Source organism: Janibacter indicus, assembly GCF_900176385.1.
GTDB classification, from domain to species: Bacteria; Actinomycetota; Actinomycetes; order Actinomycetales; family Dermatophilaceae; genus Janibacter; species Janibacter indicus.
The window spans coordinates 161,255-178,143 of record NZ_FWXN01000009.1 but is presented as its reverse complement, the minus strand read 5'-3'; the positions used below and the strand labels follow the sequence as shown (position 1 = coordinate 178,143).

At 72.6% G+C, this 16,889-nt stretch carries 15 protein-coding genes; 11 read left to right on the top strand and 4 right to left on the bottom strand.

Annotation, left to right across the window (positions count from 1 at the left end):
* Positions 1–3: 3 nt before the first annotated feature.
* On the top strand, positions 4–642 hold the full coding sequence (locus B9B60_RS12355) for an HAD family hydrolase (RefSeq protein ID WP_084451799.1): 639 nt from the start codon (positions 4–6) through the stop codon (positions 640–642).
* Between the two features lie 36 nt (positions 643–678).
* On the opposite strand, the gene B9B60_RS12350 is transcribed toward B9B60_RS12355, so the two are convergent.
* Genes B9B60_RS12350 through B9B60_RS12340 form a run of 3 tightly spaced genes read right to left on the bottom strand, consistent with a single transcriptional unit; the run spans position 679 to position 3,633 of the window.
* Positions 679–1,143, bottom strand: coding sequence for an NUDIX hydrolase (locus B9B60_RS12350; RefSeq protein WP_084451798.1), 465 nt, complete (start codon positions 1,141–1,143; stop codon positions 679–681).
* A gap of 1 nt (position 1,144) precedes the next feature.
* Positions 1,145–2,857 carry an FUSC family protein gene (locus B9B60_RS12345; protein WP_084451797.1) on the bottom strand — a complete coding sequence of 571 codons (1,713 nt, stop codon included), beginning with the start codon at positions 2,855–2,857 and terminating at the stop codon, positions 1,145–1,147.
* On the bottom strand, positions 2,857–3,633 hold the full coding sequence (locus tag B9B60_RS12340) for a GNAT family N-acetyltransferase (protein WP_143445564.1): 777 nt from the start codon (positions 3,631–3,633) through the stop codon (positions 2,857–2,859). Before B9B60_RS12340 ends, B9B60_RS12345 begins: the two co-directional genes overlap by 1 nt.
* An 18-nt stretch (positions 3,634–3,651) precedes the next feature.
* On the opposite strand from B9B60_RS12340, the gene B9B60_RS12335 reads away from it, so the two are divergent.
* Positions 3,652–5,070, top strand: coding sequence for a replication-associated recombination protein A (locus tag B9B60_RS12335; protein ID WP_084451795.1), 1,419 nt, complete (start codon positions 3,652–3,654; stop codon positions 5,068–5,070).
* Between the two features lie 4 nt (positions 5,071–5,074).
* On the opposite strand, the gene B9B60_RS12330 is transcribed toward B9B60_RS12335, so the two are convergent.
* Positions 5,075–6,109 carry an LLM class flavin-dependent oxidoreductase gene (locus tag B9B60_RS12330; protein WP_084451794.1) on the bottom strand — a complete coding sequence of 345 codons (1,035 nt, stop codon included), beginning with the start codon at positions 6,107–6,109 and terminating at the stop codon, positions 5,075–5,077.
* A 63-nt stretch (positions 6,110–6,172) separates the two neighbouring features.
* Here B9B60_RS12330 and B9B60_RS12325 point away from each other — a divergent pair, with 63 nt between their 5' ends.
* The 9 genes from B9B60_RS12325 (at position 6,173) to aroB (ending at position 16,881) form a co-directional block, all read left to right on the top strand.
* On the top strand, positions 6,173–7,663 hold the full coding sequence (locus B9B60_RS12325) for an HNH endonuclease signature motif containing protein (protein WP_143445563.1): 1,491 nt from the start codon (positions 6,173–6,175) through the stop codon (positions 7,661–7,663).
* 96 nt (positions 7,664–7,759) lie between these two features.
* Positions 7,760–8,659, top strand: a complete 900-nt coding sequence (locus B9B60_RS12320) for a hypothetical protein (protein WP_084451793.1) — start codon at positions 7,760–7,762, stop codon at positions 8,657–8,659.
* 174 nt (positions 8,660–8,833) lie between these two features.
* Entirely contained in the window at positions 8,834–11,515 is a 2,682-nt protein-coding gene (alaS, locus tag B9B60_RS12315) for an alanine--tRNA ligase (RefSeq protein WP_084451792.1), read from the top strand.
* 79 nt (positions 11,516–11,594) lie between these two features.
* Positions 11,595–12,050 carry a Holliday junction resolvase RuvX gene (gene ruvX / locus B9B60_RS12310; RefSeq protein WP_234993858.1) on the top strand — a complete coding sequence of 152 codons (456 nt, stop codon included), beginning with the start codon at positions 11,595–11,597 and terminating at the stop codon, positions 12,048–12,050.
* Positions 12,047–13,198: an endolytic transglycosylase MltG gene (gene mltG / locus B9B60_RS12305; RefSeq protein WP_084451790.1), complete on the top strand. Its 1,152-nt coding sequence runs from the start codon at positions 12,047–12,049 to the stop codon at positions 13,196–13,198. Before ruvX ends, mltG begins: the two co-directional genes overlap by 4 nt.
* Positions 13,192–14,037, top strand: coding sequence for a shikimate dehydrogenase (locus tag B9B60_RS12300; RefSeq protein WP_234993857.1), 846 nt, complete (start codon positions 13,192–13,194; stop codon positions 14,035–14,037). Before mltG ends, B9B60_RS12300 begins: the two co-directional genes overlap by 7 nt.
* 35 nt (positions 14,038–14,072) lie before the next feature.
* A complete protein-coding gene (aroC, locus tag B9B60_RS12295) occupies positions 14,073–15,302 on the top strand; it encodes a chorismate synthase (RefSeq protein ID WP_072626228.1) in 1,230 nt (409 codons plus the stop codon).
* Positions 15,299–15,814 (top strand): shikimate kinase, encoded by a 516-nt coding sequence (locus B9B60_RS12290; RefSeq protein WP_084451789.1) that lies wholly within the window; start codon positions 15,299–15,301, stop codon positions 15,812–15,814. The genes aroC and B9B60_RS12290 overlap by 4 nt, the downstream gene beginning before the upstream one ends.
* A complete protein-coding gene (aroB, locus tag B9B60_RS12285) occupies positions 15,811–16,881 on the top strand; it encodes a 3-dehydroquinate synthase (protein WP_084451788.1) in 1,071 nt (356 codons plus the stop codon). Before B9B60_RS12290 ends, aroB begins: the two co-directional genes overlap by 4 nt.
* The last annotated feature ends 8 nt before the right edge of the window (positions 16,882–16,889 follow it).

Genomic DNA, 16,889 nt, shown 5'->3' with positions numbered 1-16,889 from the left:
CCGATGAGCCAGCCGGTCGAGGTGCTCCTGTGGGACTGCGACGGCGTCCTGCAGCACGGGCGCTTCGACTGGCGGTCTCGGCTCGATGGTGCAGTCCGGCCGGGCTTCGCCCGGAGGGTCTTCGAGGCCGAGCTGCCGGCCCTGCGGGGCGAGCGGCCGCTGCGTGAGGTGCTCGAGGAGCTGCTCCGGCTGGAGCAGGAGCAGTCAGACCACGTGCCGATCACGGTCGAGGACCTGCTGTCGATCTGGGAGCAGTTCGACCTCGATCCCGAGGCGATCGGCGTGCTCACGGCCGTGCGCGACCTCGGCGTACCCTGCATGCTCGCGACCAACCAGCAGGACCACCGCGTGCAGCACATGCGCGAGGTCCGTGGCTACGACGACCTCGTCGACGGCTCCTACTACTCCAGCGAGATCGGCGCGATGAAGCCGGACCGGGTCTTCTTCGAGCGGGTCCTCGACGACCTCGGCCTGCCGGGGGAGCAGGTCGGTTTCGTCGACGACGTCGCGGCCAACGTCGAGGCGGCGCGATCGGTGGGCATCCGCGCCGTGCTCCACGACCCGGCATCCGGCGCCGAGGGGCTGGTCGAGGACCTCACCCCGCTCGTGCCGGCCCTGGCCCACCTGGGCGCACGACCTTAAGGAAATGCGGCCCTGGGACAGGCCGGGCGCACGACCTTAAGGAAATGCGGCCTCGAGGCGGTCGAGGAAGTCCGCCTGGGCGGCGACGACGAGCTCTCGCGCGGCGTCGAGGTCGTGCCACTGCCCACGGTCGAGCTCCGGGTAGGCCTGCCGACGACCGGACCTCGGAGGCCACTCCATCTCGAAGGTGCTGCTCTCGACGAGGGTGACGTCGGCCCCCTTCGTCACCTCGATCGCCCACGCGTGGACGACCTTGCCTCCGGACTGGCGCACCTGGCCCAAGGCCAGGCGCGGCCCGGCGGGGGCGGGAGCGCCGGTCTCCTCGGCGAACTCGCGCTCGGCCGCCGCGAGCAAGTCCTCGCCGGGCTCCACCTCGCCCTTGACGATGGTCCAGCCGCGCGGCCGACGGGCCCACAGCGGACCGCCCATGTGCCCGAGCCAGACGCGGGTCGCACCCTCCTCCCGGACGAAGGGGAGCAGCCCGGCACTCCTGCACGGCACTTCAGGCCTCGGCGAGGATCGTCTGGACCCGGCGCAGGTCGGCGGTGATCTCGTCGGCCGACCGGTGGCGGGTCACGGGGTGGACGGTCAGGCCGGAGAGGGCCTCGCGCGCCTGGGCCATGACCTCGCCCTGGCCGCGGACCCGGGGGTTCCACGTCGCGCCGAGGACCTGGTAGCCGATCGCCGCGAGCACCTGCTCCATGCGTCGGTAGGGCGCGACCGCGGTGGGTGCGTCGGCGTGGGCCCGGGCAGCGACCCGGTCGGACTCGAGCAGCTCGACGTAGAGCTGCTTGCAGTGGTCGAGGTGCGCGGCCATGCCCTCGTCCGTGCGGGTGCGGCGCTCGGCGAGGTCGGCGAGGACGTCGTCAAGGGCGAGCACCACCCGACGGGCATGGGCGCGCAGCAGCAGCTCGGGCCGGCCGAGACGGCTCGAGACGACGAGCACGAGGACGGCTGCGCCGACGCCGATGAGGGTGTCGACCGCGCGGTCGAAGACGATCGTGTCGGGGTCCATGCCGGTCACCGACTCGGAGATCAGCAGGGCGAGGGGGGTGAGGAAGACGACGGCCAGGGCGTAGTTGCGCGTGATCAGCAGCTCGACGACGAACTGGAGGCCGACGATGATCGCGATGATCCACCAGTGCGTGGGGTCGAGGCGCAGCAGGAGGGCGAAGACGAGCAGACCCGCTGCGGTGCCGACGGTGCGCTGGAAGGCCCGGTGGAACTGCACGGAGCGGGTGCCGCCGGTGTGCACGACGAGGACCGCGAAGGCCGCGGCCCAGTAGGCGTGGGCGTTGTCCAGGGCGAGGGCGATGCAGCCGGCGATCAGGGTCGCGGCCGCGACCCGAGCGGCGACGAGGAGGTCCTCGCTGGGCCAGCGCAGGGCCTGCCGCAGGGACCACGAGGCGCGAGGGCGGCCGAGCGAGACCTGACGCACCCGCGCTGCCTCGTGCAGGGCCAGCTCTGCGGTGACCTCGGCATCGGGGCCGTCGACGGCTCGGGAGACGGCGCTGGCATAGCGGCTGTGCACGCGCTGCAGCCGGCCCCCGAAGCGGTCGTCGGAGCCACCGTCGGTCACCGCGGTCCAGGCGTCGTTGAGTGCCCGGGCCGCGGCGCGGCGAGCAGCGGGGACCCGGCCCGGGTCGCCTTCGTCGAGGTAGGCGCCGACGACCTGCTCGGCGTGGGTCACCGCCGCGTCCTCGATGCCGTGGGCCCGGAGCCAGAAGTCGGAGGTGCCCACGACGATCGCGGACAGGACACCGGTGCCCGCGATGCCGAGGAGGGTCGTGGCCGGGGTGCCGCCGGTGGCAGCGAGGTTGCCGATGCCGCACACGAGGGCGAAGAAGAAGCCTCCGGGTGGGCCGATCTGGAGCGTGTAGGTGAGCATCGCGGCCACCGTGGCGGCCAGCGCCATCGCGATGATCGCGAGGACGGGGTGACCGGCGAGGGCGATGCCGAGGGCCATCGAGGCCAGCAGGCCCAGGCCCGCGAGGGGGGTGATGACGAAGCGACGTCGGACGGGAGCCGAGGCGCCGTACAGGACGGCGAAGACGCCCATGCCGGCGAGGAAGCCCTGCTGGCCGTGACCGGTGATCGTGAAGCCGATGAGCGGCAGGGCCACGGCGATCGCTGCCCGTCCGGCGACCCACCGGCGCTGCGGTCCGGGGTTCCAGCTGACGAGCGGGCGCAGGTACTCGCTGACGACACCGGCCATCAGGTCAACCTCCCGCTGCTCCACTCGGCGTGCACGACGTATCCCAGTGAACGGTAGATCCCGCGCGCCCGGTCGTTGTGCGAGTACATGCCGAGGGTGCACCACCCGTGCTCGGCCACCGCGACCCGGGTCAGGTCGGCGGTCACGGCCCGGCCGAGGCCGAGCCCGCGCGCGGTGGGGACGACGGTGATGCCGGCCAGGACGGGGGCACCCGAGAACTCCGGCTCGCAGCAGCCGACCGCGAGGAGGTCGCCGCCCTTGTCGCGGACCCCGACCCACCGCTGCCCGGGGCGGGCGAAGGGCTGACCGTCGGTCCCGGGGTTGTGCTCGTCGAGCAGTGCCTGCACCTCGTCACGGTCGGCGACGGGCAGGTCGACGAGCCCGCGGGGTGCGACCACGGGGACGACGTCGGTCGTCGACATGAACTCCCAGCGTGAGGGCGTGGTGGCGAGGAGCCCGAGGTCCTCGGCCGTGCGCGGCAGGGTGACGGCGTTCGCTCCCTTCGCCCGCGCCCGGTCCGACCACGAGGCGAAGGGGGAGGACCTCACGAGCTCACGGAGCAGGGTGTCATCGCCGCGGAGCATGAGCGAGATGCCGTGCGTGTGGGTGGGGCGCACGAAGGCGACGGCCCAGCGGCCGTCACGGCGCAGCCCGAGGGCGGCCTGCTCCACGCTCGGGGTGGCCTCGGCACGCACGGCCGGGTCGTCGTCGGTGAAGTGGAGCAGCCGGTCCATCGGGACCTCGGTGGGGGTCGTCGGGGCGGGGTGTCTGCTCACCGGGATAGCGTGCCACCTGTGGTTCCCGACGATCTCTTCGCCTCCGCCCAGGACGACACGGAACCCACCGGCGCCGACCTCAACGCGCCGCTGGCCGTGCGGATGCGCCCGCGCACCCTCGACGAGGTGCGCGGCCAGGGCGAGGTGCTGCGCCCCGGGTCGCCGCTGCGACGGCTCGTGGAGGGCAGCGCCAATGCCGTCGCCGGGCCGATGTCGGCGATCATCTGGGGCCCGCCCGGCACCGGCAAGACCACCCTGGCCCACCTCGTGGCGACGGCCGCGGACCGCGACTTCGTCCAGCTGTCGGCGGTGACGGCAGGGGTCAAGGACGTGCGTGCGGTCATGGAGCGTGCCGCGACCAATCGGTCGATGTACGGCCGGCAGACGGTGCTCTTCCTCGACGAGATCCACCGCTTCAGCAAGGCCCAGCAGGACGCCCTCCTGCCCGGCGTCGAGAACCGCGAGGTGGTCCTCGTCGCGGCCACGACCGAAAATCCCTCCTTCTCGGTCATCGCGCCCCTGCTGTCACGCTCGATCCTCGTGACGCTCGAGTCGCTGACCCGCGAGGAGGTCGGCGAGGTCATCGACGCGGCCCTGACCGACGAGCGCGGGCTGGCCGGCGGCTACGACCTCGCCGACGAGGCCCGGGAGCACCTCGTGGCGATCGCTGGCGGCGACGCACGACGGGCCCTCACCTCGCTCGAGGCGTCGGCCGGGGTCGCTGACGGCGATCACCCCTTCGGTCGTGAGGTCCCGGAGGCGGGGATCCCGCTCACGCTGGCGCACGTCGAGCAGGCGGTGGCCCGGGCCGCGGTGCGCTACGACCGCACCGGCGACCAGCACTACGACGTCGCCTCGGCCTTCATCAAGTCGATGCGCGGGTCCGACGTCGACGCCGCCCTGCACTACCTCGCCCGACAGCTCGAGGCGGGGGAGGACCCGCGCTTCATCGCCCGACGGATCGTCATCTCGGCCTCGGAGGACGTCGGTATGGGCGACCCCACGGCGCTGCAGACGGCGGTCGCGGCCATGCACGCCGTCGCCCAGATCGGCATGCCGGAGGCACGGATCATCCTCGCCCAGGCGGTGGTCCACAACACGCTCGCACCGAAGTCCAATGCGGCGTACACGGGTATCAACGAAGCCGTCGCCGACGTGCGTGCCGGCAAGGTCCAGGCGGTCCCGCCGCACCTGCGCGGGTCCGGCTACACCCAGGCGTCGGACCGGGCGAAGGGAGCCGTCGGCGGCGCCAAGGTCGAGGGCTATGTCTACGCCCACGACCAGCCCGATGCCGTTGCGGCCCAGCAGTACCTGCCCGACGACCTGCACGCCGAGCTGGCCGATCGGTCGTACTACCGCCCGACCGATCGCGGCTTCGAGGCGCGGCTGCAGGAGCGGTGGGCGTGGTTGCGGGGGCGGCTGCGCGGCAAGGGCTGAGGAGTCAGGCCTCGCCCATGAGCTCACGGACCCGCGGGACGACCTGCTCGCCGTAGAGGCGAATCGAGGACATCCGCAGGTCGTGGGGCAGGCGGCCGTTGCTGTACTTGAGCTGGAAGCGGGTCGCGCCCAGCGTGCGCAGCGTCGTCGCGATCTTGCGCGCCACGGTCTCGGGGGAGCCGCAGTAGACCGCACCCTCCGGGGTGAGCTGCTGACGGGCCTGCGCCTCGGTCATGGGCGACCAGCCGCGCTCGGCACCGAGCTTGCGCATCTGCTCGACGAAGTACGGCAGGTACTCCTGCGCCGCCTGCTCGTCCGTCTCGGCGACGTGGCCGGGGGAGTGGACCGCGACCGGAAGGCCCGGGTGGCCGGCCTCCTCGCACGCGCGACGGTAGAGGTCGGCGAGCGGCGCGAACTGCGCCGTCGCCCCACCGATGATCGCGATGACGATCGGCATGCCGTAGCGGGCCGCGCGGACGACCGACGCGGGCGTGCCGCCCACCCCCACCCACGTCGGCAGGTGACCGGACTCGGTCGGCGGCATGATCCGGTCGACCTCGACCGGCGGGCGGGTGCTGCCCTGCCAGCGGACCGGCTCCTCGCGCAGCACGTGCGCGAGGAGGTCGAGCTTGTCGGAGAAGAGGACCTCGTAGTCCTGCAGGTCGAGGCCGAAGAGCGGGAAGGACTCGACGAAGGAGCCGCGCCCGACGGTGATCTCGGCGCGCCCGTGGGAGAGGGCGTCGACGGTCGAGAAGCGCTCGAAGACCCGGATCGGGTCGTCGGAGCTCAGCACGGTGACCGACGTGCCCAGGCGGATCCGCTCGGTCGTCGTCGCCAGGCCGGCGAGGAGGGTGTCGGGTGCGGAGACGGCGTAGTCGGGGCGGTGGTGCTCGCCGACCCCGAAGACGTCGATGCCGAGGGAGTCGGCGAGCTGACCCTCCGCGAGGACCTCGCGGACGACGGTGGCCGCCGGCAGCGGCTGCCCGTCGGCGTCGAGGGCGATGTCGCCGAAGGTGTCGAGACCGAGCTGGAGATCCATGACCCCATCCCAGCACGTCGCGGGCCCGGGTGCGTTGTCGGTGCTCGCCCGTAGTGTTCCGTCATGGACCTCACCGCACCCCTCGACACCCTCGACGCCACCGGCGTCACGGGGATGATCGAGCGTCTGCGGGAGCTCGGCGGCCCGGTCGACGAGGCGGAGGCGATCGACGAGATCGCAGCGCTGGAGCGGCTGAAGTCCGCCGCCGCGGCCGCCCAGGCCAGGGTCACTGCAGCCCTGTGTGAGGGCCGCGTGGCGCGCGAGATGGATGCCGGAGTGCCCGCCGCGGAGCGGTGCCGCGGGTTGGGGGACGAGATCGGCCTGGCGCGCCGTGAGAGCGCGACCCTCGGCTCCCGACACCTCGGTCTGGCCCGCGCGCTCGTCGACGAGCTGCCCTGCACCCTGGCGCACCTCACCGCGGGGACGGTGAGCGAATGGGGCGCGACGCTTCTGGCCAAGGAGACGGCGGTCTTGGACCCCGACGACCGACGGCGGGTCGATGTCGAGCTCGCCGACCGGCTGGCGACCATGACACCACGGCAGATCGAGCGGGCAGCCCGGGCGATGGCCCTGGCGCTCGACTCCCGAGCCATGGCCCGTCGTCGCGCGCGGGCCACGGCGGACCGGCGTGTGTCGATCCGTCCGCAGCCCGACACGATGGCCACGGTCACCGGGCTGCTCCCTGTCGAGCAGGGAGTGGCCGCGTGGGCCGCACTACGCCGCGATGCCGAGGCCGCCAAGGCTGCCGGCGACGAGCGCGGCATCGGGCAGCTCATGGCCGACCTCTTCGTCGAGCGCCTCACCGGGCAGGGGAGGGCCGAGGCGGTCCCGGTGGAGGTGCAGCTCGTCATGTCGCCGGGCGCCCTGCTGGGCCTCGACGACGTGCCGGCCTCGCTGCCCGGGCACTGTCCGCTCCCGGCCGGACTGGCCCGCGATCTCGTCCTCGGCGTCGACGGCGCGGGTGACGACACCGCGGGTGACGACGCCCCCCGTGATGGCGAGGCCTCGGGTCGCACCTGGTTGCGGCGCATCTTCACCGACGAGGTGGGTCGCGTCGTCGCCACGGATCCGAGCCGGCGTTCCTTCCCTTCATCGCTGCGGCGGCTGCTGCGTGTGCGCGACGGGGTGTGCCGGTTCCCCTTCTGCGACGCGCCGATCCGGCACGACGACCACGTGGTGTCCGTGACCCTCGGCGGCGCGACGACCGCGCACAACGGCCAGGGGCTGTGCGCGCGCCACAACCTCACCAAGGCGCGACCCGGGTGGCGTTCCGCAACCGTCGAAGCGCGCGCAGGCGGTGAGAGCTCGGCCGCAAGCAACGCGCCCGAGGTCGTGACGCTGACCCCGACGGGGCACCGCTACGGCAGTCCCGTGCCGCCGGTCCTCGAGCGCCTGCCGGAGCCTTCCCTCCCGGACCCTTCCACCGCGGAAGCCCAGTTGCTGTCGATGCTCCCGTGCCGCGACAGGACGGCCCGGCGACGACGCCGAGTCGATGTGCTCAGACCCGACGTGCTCAGACCCGCCGCAACCATCGAGCTGCTCGACACCGGGTGAGCGTCAGACGGGGCGGGCGCCCTCTGGTGGGGTAGGGCCCACGTCGCCCGAGGAACTCCGTGGCACGGGGCGACCTCGGGCCGCCAGACTGCTGACATGTCCGAGCACCCGATCGCCGAGCACGCGAAGGCGCTGTATCACCACCTGACGTTGCACCCGCCGACGGAGGGCTTCCACCTCGTCGACGTGCGCGCCGAGATGGGCACCGAGTACACGGCGGAGGACGAGGTCGCCGTCGTCTTCAGGTGGCGGCGCAACCCGCACACCTTCGTCGTGCGGTTCGGCCGGGACCTCCAGGGGCCGTACAGCGACCACGAGGCCTGGCCCGAGGGGCAGAACCCTCTGGAGGCGTGGTGCGAAGACGTGCAGTTCTGGCTCATGGAGGAGCTCGACACCGGCCTGCTCGCCCGGGCCACCCGGCGTCGGGAGGGGGAGGAGATCGTGCTGTCCTCTCCGTCGACGACGATCGAGGACGAGGACGGGCTGTGGGTCAGTGATGTCCCGCAGTACGCGCCCGAGGTCAGCTGGTGCCCGGGGCTCACGGTCCGGTTGCCATGGCGCACGCGCCTCAGAGTGGCCCTTGGCATGCTGCTGGCGCTCCTGCGTGGACGGTCCTTCTCCTTCGGGTGGCTGGCCGACGTCGACACCGAGGCCGAGGCAGGTGACGGAGCGAGTGACGGGAGCTGGTTGGCAGATGCCGGCCTCGACCCCGGCCGGGTGCGCGCCATCCGCGCCGAGGGACGCCTCCTCGTCTGGCTGCAGCTGCTGAGCGAAGACCTCGCTGAGGGGCCCGCTGGGCACTGCGCCGTCGTGACCTGCCCGGAACAGGACGTGGCGTGCACCGAGGTGCTCGAGCTCTCCGAGGACGCACCGCACGATGCTCGTCAACGCATGGTCGACGCCGCCGTGCACGCTGCGGCCGACCTCGGCGTCCGAACGCTGCTCGTCCCCGATGGCCAGGACGGGGAGGACGCCGTCGACACCGCGCTGTGCTGAGGCCGGTCGCGGACCGGTGGGTAAGGTAGGAGGCATGACCGTGCCTCTCGGACGGCCGCGCTGGATCACCGCGCGGCGAGCTACCTCGGGGGCGACCCGCGCCTGACGCGCCGGTCGCCCCCTTCGCTCCTGCCCCGAGATCCCCACTGCACCACTGATTGGACGCGAACACCCATGGAAACTGCCGAGATCCGGCGCCGTTGGCTCAGCTTCTTCGAGGGCAAGGGACACGCGGTCGTCCCCTCCGCCCCGCTGATCCACGAGGACCCCAACCTGCTCTTCGTCAACGCCGGCATGGTCCCCTTCAAGCCCTACTTCCTCGGGCAGGAGACGCCGGCCTGGACCCGCGCCACGAGCGTGCAGAAGTGCGTGCGCACCGGTGACATCGACGAGGTCGGCAAGACCTCGCGCCACGGCACCTTCTTCCAGATGAACGGCAACTTCTCCTTCGGCGACTACTTCAAGCGCGACGCCATCGCCTTCGCCTGGGAGCTGCTCACCACCCCCCAGCCCGAAGGGGGCTACGGCCTCGACCCCGAGCGTCTGTGGGCGACGGTCTACACCGACGACGACGAGGCCGAGCGCCTGTGGCTCGAGCTGACCTCGATCCCCAAGGAGCGGATCGTCCGTCGCGCCGAGGCCGACAACTACTGGTCGATGGGCGTGCCCGGCCCCGGCGGCCCGTGCAGCGAGATCTTCTACGACCGCGGCGAGGAGTACGGCCGCGAGGGCGGGCCGGAGGTCGACGAGGACCGCTACATGGAGATCTGGAACCTCGTCTTCATGCAGTACGAGCTCTCGGCCGTCCGCTCCAAGGCGGACTTCGACGTCGCCGGCCCGCTGCCCGCGCAGAACGTCGACACCGGCATGGGCCTGGAGCGGATCGCGAGCATCCTCCAGGGCGTCGACAACATGTACGAGATCGACGAGGTCTACCCGGTGCTCGAGAAGGCCGCCGAGATGACCGGCCGCTCCTACGGCACCCAGTCGGGCCAGACCGCGGGCGACTCGCACCCCGACGACGTCCACCTGCGGGTCGTCGCCGACCATGTGCGCTCCTCGCTCATGCTCATCGGTGACGGCGTCACCCCGGGCAACGAGGGCCGCGGCTACGTGCTGCGCCGCATGCTGCGCCGCGCGGTGCGCGCGATGCGACTTCTCGGCTACGAGGACCCGGCCCTGCCGCACCTGCTGCCCGTCTCGATGGAGCGGATGAGCGCGTCCTACCCCGAGCTGCGCACCGGCTTCGACCGGATCGCGCAGATCGCCTACGCCGAGGAGCAGGCCTTCCGTCGCACCCTCGCGCAGGGCACGACGATCCTCGACACCGCAGTGAGCCGGACCAAGGAGAGCGGCGGCGACACCCTCGCCGGCGAGCAGGCCTTCGCCCTGCACGACACGTACGGCTTCCCCATCGACCTCACCCTCGAGATGGCGGCCGAGCAGGGGCTCAAGGTCGACCGTGACGGATTCGTCCGCCTCATGGACGAGCAGCGCCAGCGCGCCAAGGCCGACGCCAAGGCGAAGAAGGGCGGCCACGCCAACACCGAGGTCTGGAAGGACCTGCGGGCGCTCGGCGCGACCGACTGGCGCGCCTACGAGGAGCTGACGACCCAGGGGTCCGTGGTGGGTCTGGTCCGCGACGGTGCTCGCGTCGACGAGCTCGAGCCGGGCCAGACCGGTCAGGTGGTCCTCGACCGGACGAGCTTCTACGCCGAGTCCGGTGGCCAGATCGCCGACTCCGGCACCATCGTCGTCGACGGCGCGCGCCTGCTCGTGCGCGACGTGCAGCGCCCGGTCAAGGGCCTGGTCGTCCACACCGTCGAGGTCGCCGACGGCCCGGTGCGGGTTGGGCAGGAGTCCTCCGCCGAGGTCGACCCGCAGTGGCGCATCGACGCCTGCCAGGCGCACTCGGGCACCCACGTCGTGCACGCGGCCCTGCGCCAGGTGCTCGGCCCCTCGGCCCTGCAGTCCGGCTCCTACAACAAGCCCGGCTACCTGCGTCTGGACTTCGCGTGGAACCAGTCCCTGTCCGCCGACGCCCGCGCCGAGATCGAGCACGTCGCCAACCTCGCGGTCCGCGACGACCTGCCGGTCTCCGCCGACTGGATGACGCTGCCCGAGGCGCGCGAGCGGGGCGCGTTGGCCCTCTTCGGCGAGACCTACGACGAGCAGGTGCGCGTCATCGAGATCGGTGGTGAGTGGTCGCGCGAGCTCTGCGGTGGCACCCACGTGCGCCACTCCAGCCAGATCGGCGCGCTCACCCTCACCGGCGAGTCCTCCGTCGGCTCCGGCGTGCGCCGCCTCGAGGCCTTCGTCGGCATGAACGCCCTGCAGCACCTGGCGACCGAGCGCGCGCTCGTCGCCGAGCTGTCGAGCATCGTCAAGGCCCCCGCCGGTGACCTGCCGGAGCGCGTCTCCGAGCTCGTCACCCGGCTGCGTGAGGTCGAGAAGGAGCTGGAGAAGGTGCGCCGCGAGCAGGTGGCGGCCTCGGCCGGCTCGCTCACCGACGCGGCCAGCGACGTCGGAGGTGTCACCTACATCGGCCAGCACATCTCCGGCGGTGCACCCGACGACCTGCGGCAGATGGTGACCGACACCCGGGCCCAGCTCGGCGAGGAGCGGCCGACGGTCGTCGCCCTCACGGGTGACGGCCCCGGGAAGCCCGTCGTCGTCGTGGCCACCAACGAGGCAGCCCGGGCGAAGGGGGTCAAGGCGGGGGCCCTCGTGCGGGTCGCCGCCCAGGTCCTCGGCGGCGGGGGCGGCGGCAAGGACGACCTCGCCCAGGGCGGCGGTCAGGACGCCACCAAGGTCGAGGACGCCCTGGCCGCGATCGAGCGGGAGCTCGGTGCCTGAGAAGGGCACGGCCGAGCGGACCCCGCGGCGCGGGGTCCGCATCGGCGTCGACGTGGGCGAGGCCCGCGTGGGGGTCGCGATGAGCGACCCCCACGGGCTCCTCGCCACGCCGGTCGAGACGGTGGCGCGTGATCTCGAGCACGCCACCGACATCGACCGGGTGGTCCAGATCGTCTCGGAGGCGCAGGCCCTCGAGGTCGTCGTCGGCCTGCCGCGCTCCCTCGACGGGAGTGAGGGGCCGGCGGCCGACAAGGCCCGTTCCTGGGCCAGATCGCTGGGTCAGGCGCTGTCCGAGGCACCGATCGGGAACACGCCGATCCGCCTCGTGGACGAACGCCTCACGACAGTGGATGCTCATCGGGGCCTGCGGGAGAGCGGTGTTGCCGGTCGTCGCCATCGGGACGTGGTGGACCAAGCGGCAGCGGTGCTCATCCTGCAGACTGCGCTGGACACGGAGCGCGCAACCGGTAGACCCCCTGGGGAACGGGTAGGTCGGCCGCGCCGACGCACACCGCGGAAGGGCAAGAAGGCATGAACCAGCTCGACGACGACATCTTTGACGACGGGCCGCGCGAGCACGGCCGCACCCGCCGTCAGCGCCGGTCCAAGGAGGCGCGCTCCAGCCGCAGTGGCGGCGCCGGATGCCTGGCGATGGTCATCGCGGCCGCCGTGGTCGTCGGTGCCGTCTTCTTCGCCTTCGGGTCGCTGCGTTCGATGATCCCCGGCGGCTCCGAGGACAAGGACTTCGAGGGCCCGGGCCACGGCAAGGTCGAGGTCGAGGTCGCCTCCGGCCAGGCCGGCTCCGAGATCGGTGAGACGCTCGTCGAGGCGGGAGTCATCAAGTCGACGAGCAGCTTCACCGAGGTCGCCGCGACGCAGCCCGACAAGGCGGCGTCGATCCAGCCGGGCACCTACGCGATGCTCAAGGAGATGAAGGCCGCCGATGCCTTCGACCGACTGCTCGACCCCAAGAACCGCGTGGCCAAGGGCATCACGATCCCCGAGGGGCTGTGGCGCTCGGAGATCTACACAAAGCTCTCCGAGGGAACCGACGTGCCCGTCGCCGACTACGAGAAGGCCGAGAAGTCGGCGCAGCTGAAGCTGCCCGACGAGGCCGAGGGTGACCTCGAGGGGTGGCTCTTCCCGTCGACCTACGAGTTCGACAAGGACGCCACCGCCGTCGAGCAGCTCAACGAGATGATCTCGATGACGACCAAGGAGCTGGAGAAGGCCGGCGTCGAGCGGGCCGACTGGGAGCGCACCCTCACCATCGCCTCCATCGTCGAGGGCGAGGCAGGGGCCGCCGACCGCGGCAAGGTCGCGCGGGTCATCGAGAACCGGCTCGAGGACGTGGGCGGACCGACGGTCGGCATGCTCAACATGGACAGCACGGTCCACTACGTCTTCCAGGAGCGCGGCAAGGCCGGCACGACCGACGAGATGCGCAACTCGGACAGCCCGTACAACACCTACAAGCACACCGGTCTGCCTCCGGGGCCGATCAACAACCCCGGGGCCGAGGCGATCAAGGCTGCCGGCAACCCCGACGAGGGGGACTGGCTCTTCTTCGTCACCGTCGACCCCGACACCGGCGAGACGAAGTTCGCCGAGACGCAGCGCGAGCACGACAACAACGTCAAGGAGTTCGAGCAGTGGTGCGCGGAGAACCAGGACCGGTGCTGACGAGCGAGACGACCCGGCACGCGGGCGTCCTCGGCAGCCCGATCCGGCACTCCCTCTCGCCGACCCTCCACGTGGCCGGCTACGAGGCGGCCGGCCTCGCCGACTGGGACTACACGCCCCACGAGGTCGACGAAGGGGGACTGGCCCCCTTCGTCGCCGGCCTCGACGTCATGTGGCGCGGCCTGAGCCTGACGATGCCGCTCAAGGTCGCGGCCTTCGACGTGGCCGACGCGGTGAGTGAGCTGGCCCGCCGGGCCGGGGCGATCAACACCCTCGTGCGCACCGACGCCGGCTGGATCGCGGACAACACCGACGTCTACGGGCTCCGGGCCGCGCTGCGCGAGGCGGGGGTGACCGCGCCCGCGAGGACCCTCGTGCTCGGCTCCGGCGCGACGGCTCGCTCGGCGGCGCTCGCGCTGCACGAGCTCGACGCCGAGCAGGTCGGCATCGCCGCCCGCGACGAGGCCAAGGCCGCCGCCCTCGCTGACGCCGTGCCGGGCGTGATCACCGGTGGGACCGGCCCGCTTCGCTCGTGGACCTCGACCGGTCCGCAGGTCGTCGTGAGCACCGTGCCGGGCGGCGCGGCCAACGAGGCCGTGGCGGCCACGATCGACGGGGCCGACCTCGAAGGGGTCGTCCTGCTCGACGTCGTCTACGCCGACTGGCCGACACCCCTGGCTCGCGCCGCGAGGGAGCGTGGCGCCACCGTGGTCTCCGGGCTCGAGATGCTCGTCCACCAGGCAGCACGGCAGTTCCAGCTCTTCACCGGAGAGCCGGCGCCGGTGGCCGCGATGCAGGCTGCGGGCCGGGCCGCCCTCGGCCACACCCCGGACGCCTGACGGGGCTGCTCCCGCGGGATGGGAAGATGCCGGACATGTTGCGTTGGTTGACTGCTGGTGAGTCGCACGGCCAGGCCCTCGTGGCGACCCTCGAGGGGCTGCCGGCCGGGGTCGAGGTCACGACCTCGGACGTCGCGGGTGCCCTCGCCCGTCGCCGCCTCGGCTACGGCCGCGGTGCCCGGATGAAGTTCGAGCAGGACCAGGTGACCTTCCTCGGCGGCGTGCGCCACGGCAGCACCCTCGGCTCCCCGCTCGCCGTGATGATCGGCAACACCGAGTGGCCCAAGTGGGAGACGGTCATGAGCGCCGACCCCGTCGACGCCGCCGCCTTTGCCGCCTCCGACGACGTCAACGCCGACAAGGAGATCGCCCGCAACCGCCCGCTGACCCGCCCGCGGCCCGGGCACGCCGATCTCGTCGGCATGCAGAAGTACGGCTTCGACGAGGCCCGGCCCGTCCTCGAGCGCGCCTCGGCTCGCGAGACCGCCGCCCGCGTGGCCCTCGGCGAGATCGCCGAGCGCTTCCTCGAGCAGGCCTATGGCATCCGGCTCGTCGCGCACACCGTCGCGATCGGCGAAGGGGAGGCCCCCGCCGACGGTCCGCTGCCGACTCCCGACGACACCCCCACCCTCGACGCCAATCCTGTGCGGGCGATGACCCGCGAGGGCACCGACGCGATGGTCGCCGAGATCGAGGCGGCCAAGAAGGACGGCGACACCCTCGGCGGCGTCGTCGAGGTCCTCGCCTACGGGCTGCCGCCGGGCCTGGGCAGCCACGTCCACTGGGACCGTCGCCTCGACGCCCGGCTCGCCGGCGCGCTCATGGGCATCCAGGCGATCAAGGGGGTCGAGGTCGGCGATGGCTTCACCACCGCCCGCCGCCGCGGCTCGGCCGCCCACGACGAGATGGAGCGTGACGGCGACGGCACCATCCAGCGCCGCACCGGCCGCGCCGGGGGCACCGAAGGGGGCATGAGCACCGGTGACGTGCTGCGCGTGCGCGCCGCGATGAAGCCGATCAGCACCGTCCCGCGGGCGCTCGAGACGATCGACGTCGCCGGCACCGACCCGGCGACCGCGATCCACCAGCGCTCCGACGTGTGTGCCGTCCCCGCCGCGGGCGTCGTCGCCCAGGCGATGGTCGCGCTCGTGCTCGCCGAGGCCTGCGTCGAGAAGTTCGGCGGCGACTCGGTCGCCGAGACCGCCCGCAACCACCGGGCCTACCTCGACGCGATCCCTGAGCTCATGCGGACGTGGGAGGCGTGAGCGGGGCTCCCTTCGTCGTCGTCATCGGTCCGCCCGGGGTCGGCAAGTCGACCGTCGCCGCCGCCCTGGCGCAGCGATTGGGTCGTCGCCTCGTCGACACCGATGCCCTCGTCGAGGAGCGCGAAGGGCGCACGATCTCCGACCTCTTCGTCGACGAGGGCGAGGACTACTTCCGGGCCGCCGAGGAGCGCGCCGTGCTCGACTCCCTGACCGACGACGGCACGGTGCTCGCCCTCGGTGGGGGAGCGCCGATGATCCCCGCGGTCACCGAGGCCCTGGCCGCGCACCGCGTGCTCTTCCTCGACGTCGGTATCGCCGATGCCGCCAAGCGGATCGGCTTCGACAAGAGCCGGCCGCTGCTGTCGGTCAACCCGCGGCAGAGCTGGATCAAGACGATGGAGGCGCGCCGCCCGACCTACGAGTCGCTGGCCGACCACCGCGTCGACACCGCCGGACGCGACGTCGAGGCCGTCGTCGCCGAGGCCCTGGCCCTGCTCGAGGTGAGCGCATGAGCGACGTGACGACCATCCCCGTCGGTGACGACTACGAGGTCCTCGTCGGCCACGGGGTCTCGGCGCGGGTCGCCGAGGTGCTGCCCGAGGGCGTGGCCCGGGCCCTCGTCGTCCACGGTGCTCCGCTGACCCGACTCGCCGAGCCGGTGACCACCGCCCTGCGCGACGCCGGGCTCGAGGTCCACGTCGCCCCGGTGCCCGATGCCGAGGCGGCCAAGACCGTCGAGGTGGCCGCCGGGCTGTGGGGTGTCATGGGACAGGCCGGCTTCACCCGCACCGACGCGGTCGTCGCGGTCGGTGGCGGCAGCGTCACCGACCTGGCCGGCTGGGCGGCAGCCGCCTGGCTGCGGGGCGTGGCCGTCGTGCACGTCCCGACGACGGTGCTCGGCATGGTCGACGCGGCCGTCGGTGGCAAGACGGGGATCAACACCGCCGAGGGCAAGAACCTCGTCGGCGCCTTCCACACCCCGGCCGCCGTGCTGTGCGACCTCGACCTCCTCGCGACCCTGCCCCCGGCCGACCTGTCCGCGGGCCTGGCCGAGGTCGTCAAGGGCGGCTTCATCGCCGACCCGCGCATCCTCGAGGTCGTCGAGGCCGACGAGTCGAGCGTGCAGGACCCCGGCTCGACGGCACTGCGCGAGGTCATCGAGCGCAAGATCGCCATCAAGGCCCGGGTCGTCGCCGCCGACCTGCGCGAGTCGAACCTGCGCGAGATCCTCAACTACGGCCACACCCTCGGGCACGCCATCGAGCACCACGAGGGCTACCGGATGCGGCACGGCGAGGCCGTCGCGATCGGCATGGTCTACGCCGCGGAGCTGGCCCACCGCACCGGCCACATCGACGCCGCCCTCCTCGAGCGGCACCGCTACGTCCTGGGGTTGCTCGGGCTGCCGACGAGCTACTCCGGCGCGAGCTTCGACGAGCTGCTCACGGCCCTGCGGCGCGACAAGAAGACCCGAGGGGCCACGCTGCGCTTCGTCGTCCTCGACGCCCTGGCCGAGCCCACCCGCCTCGTGGGCCCCGACGAGAGCCTGCTGCGCGAGGCCTACGCCGCCCTCGCCTGATCCGGGCC

Bases quoted from the DNA above. Each gene is read 5' to 3' on its own strand.
- B9B60_RS12355 (WP_084451799.1), top strand. From the start codon at position 4: ATGAGCCAGCCGGTCGAGGTGCTCCTGTGGGACTGCGACGGCGTCCTG.
- B9B60_RS12345 (WP_084451797.1), bottom strand. From the start codon at position 2,857: ATGGCCGGTGTCGTCAGCGAGTACCTGCGCCCGCTCGTCAGCTGGAAC.
- B9B60_RS12330 (WP_084451794.1), bottom strand. From the start codon at position 6,109: ATGGATCTCCAGCTCGGTCTCGACACCTTCGGCGACATCGCCCTCGAC.
- B9B60_RS12325 (WP_143445563.1), top strand. From the start codon at position 6,173: ATGGACCTCACCGCACCCCTCGACACCCTCGACGCCACCGGCGTCACG.
- B9B60_RS12320 (WP_084451793.1), top strand. From the start codon at position 7,760: ATGTCCGAGCACCCGATCGCCGAGCACGCGAAGGCGCTGTATCACCAC.
- alaS (WP_084451792.1), top strand. From the start codon at position 8,834: ATGGAAACTGCCGAGATCCGGCGCCGTTGGCTCAGCTTCTTCGAGGGC.
- ruvX (WP_234993858.1), top strand. From the start codon at position 11,595: ATGAGCGACCCCCACGGGCTCCTCGCCACGCCGGTCGAGACGGTGGCG.
- mltG (WP_084451790.1), top strand. From the start codon at position 12,047: ATGAACCAGCTCGACGACGACATCTTTGACGACGGGCCGCGCGAGCAC.
- aroC (WP_072626228.1), top strand. From the start codon at position 14,073: ATGTTGCGTTGGTTGACTGCTGGTGAGTCGCACGGCCAGGCCCTCGTG.
- aroB (WP_084451788.1), top strand. From the start codon at position 15,811: ATGAGCGACGTGACGACCATCCCCGTCGGTGACGACTACGAGGTCCTC.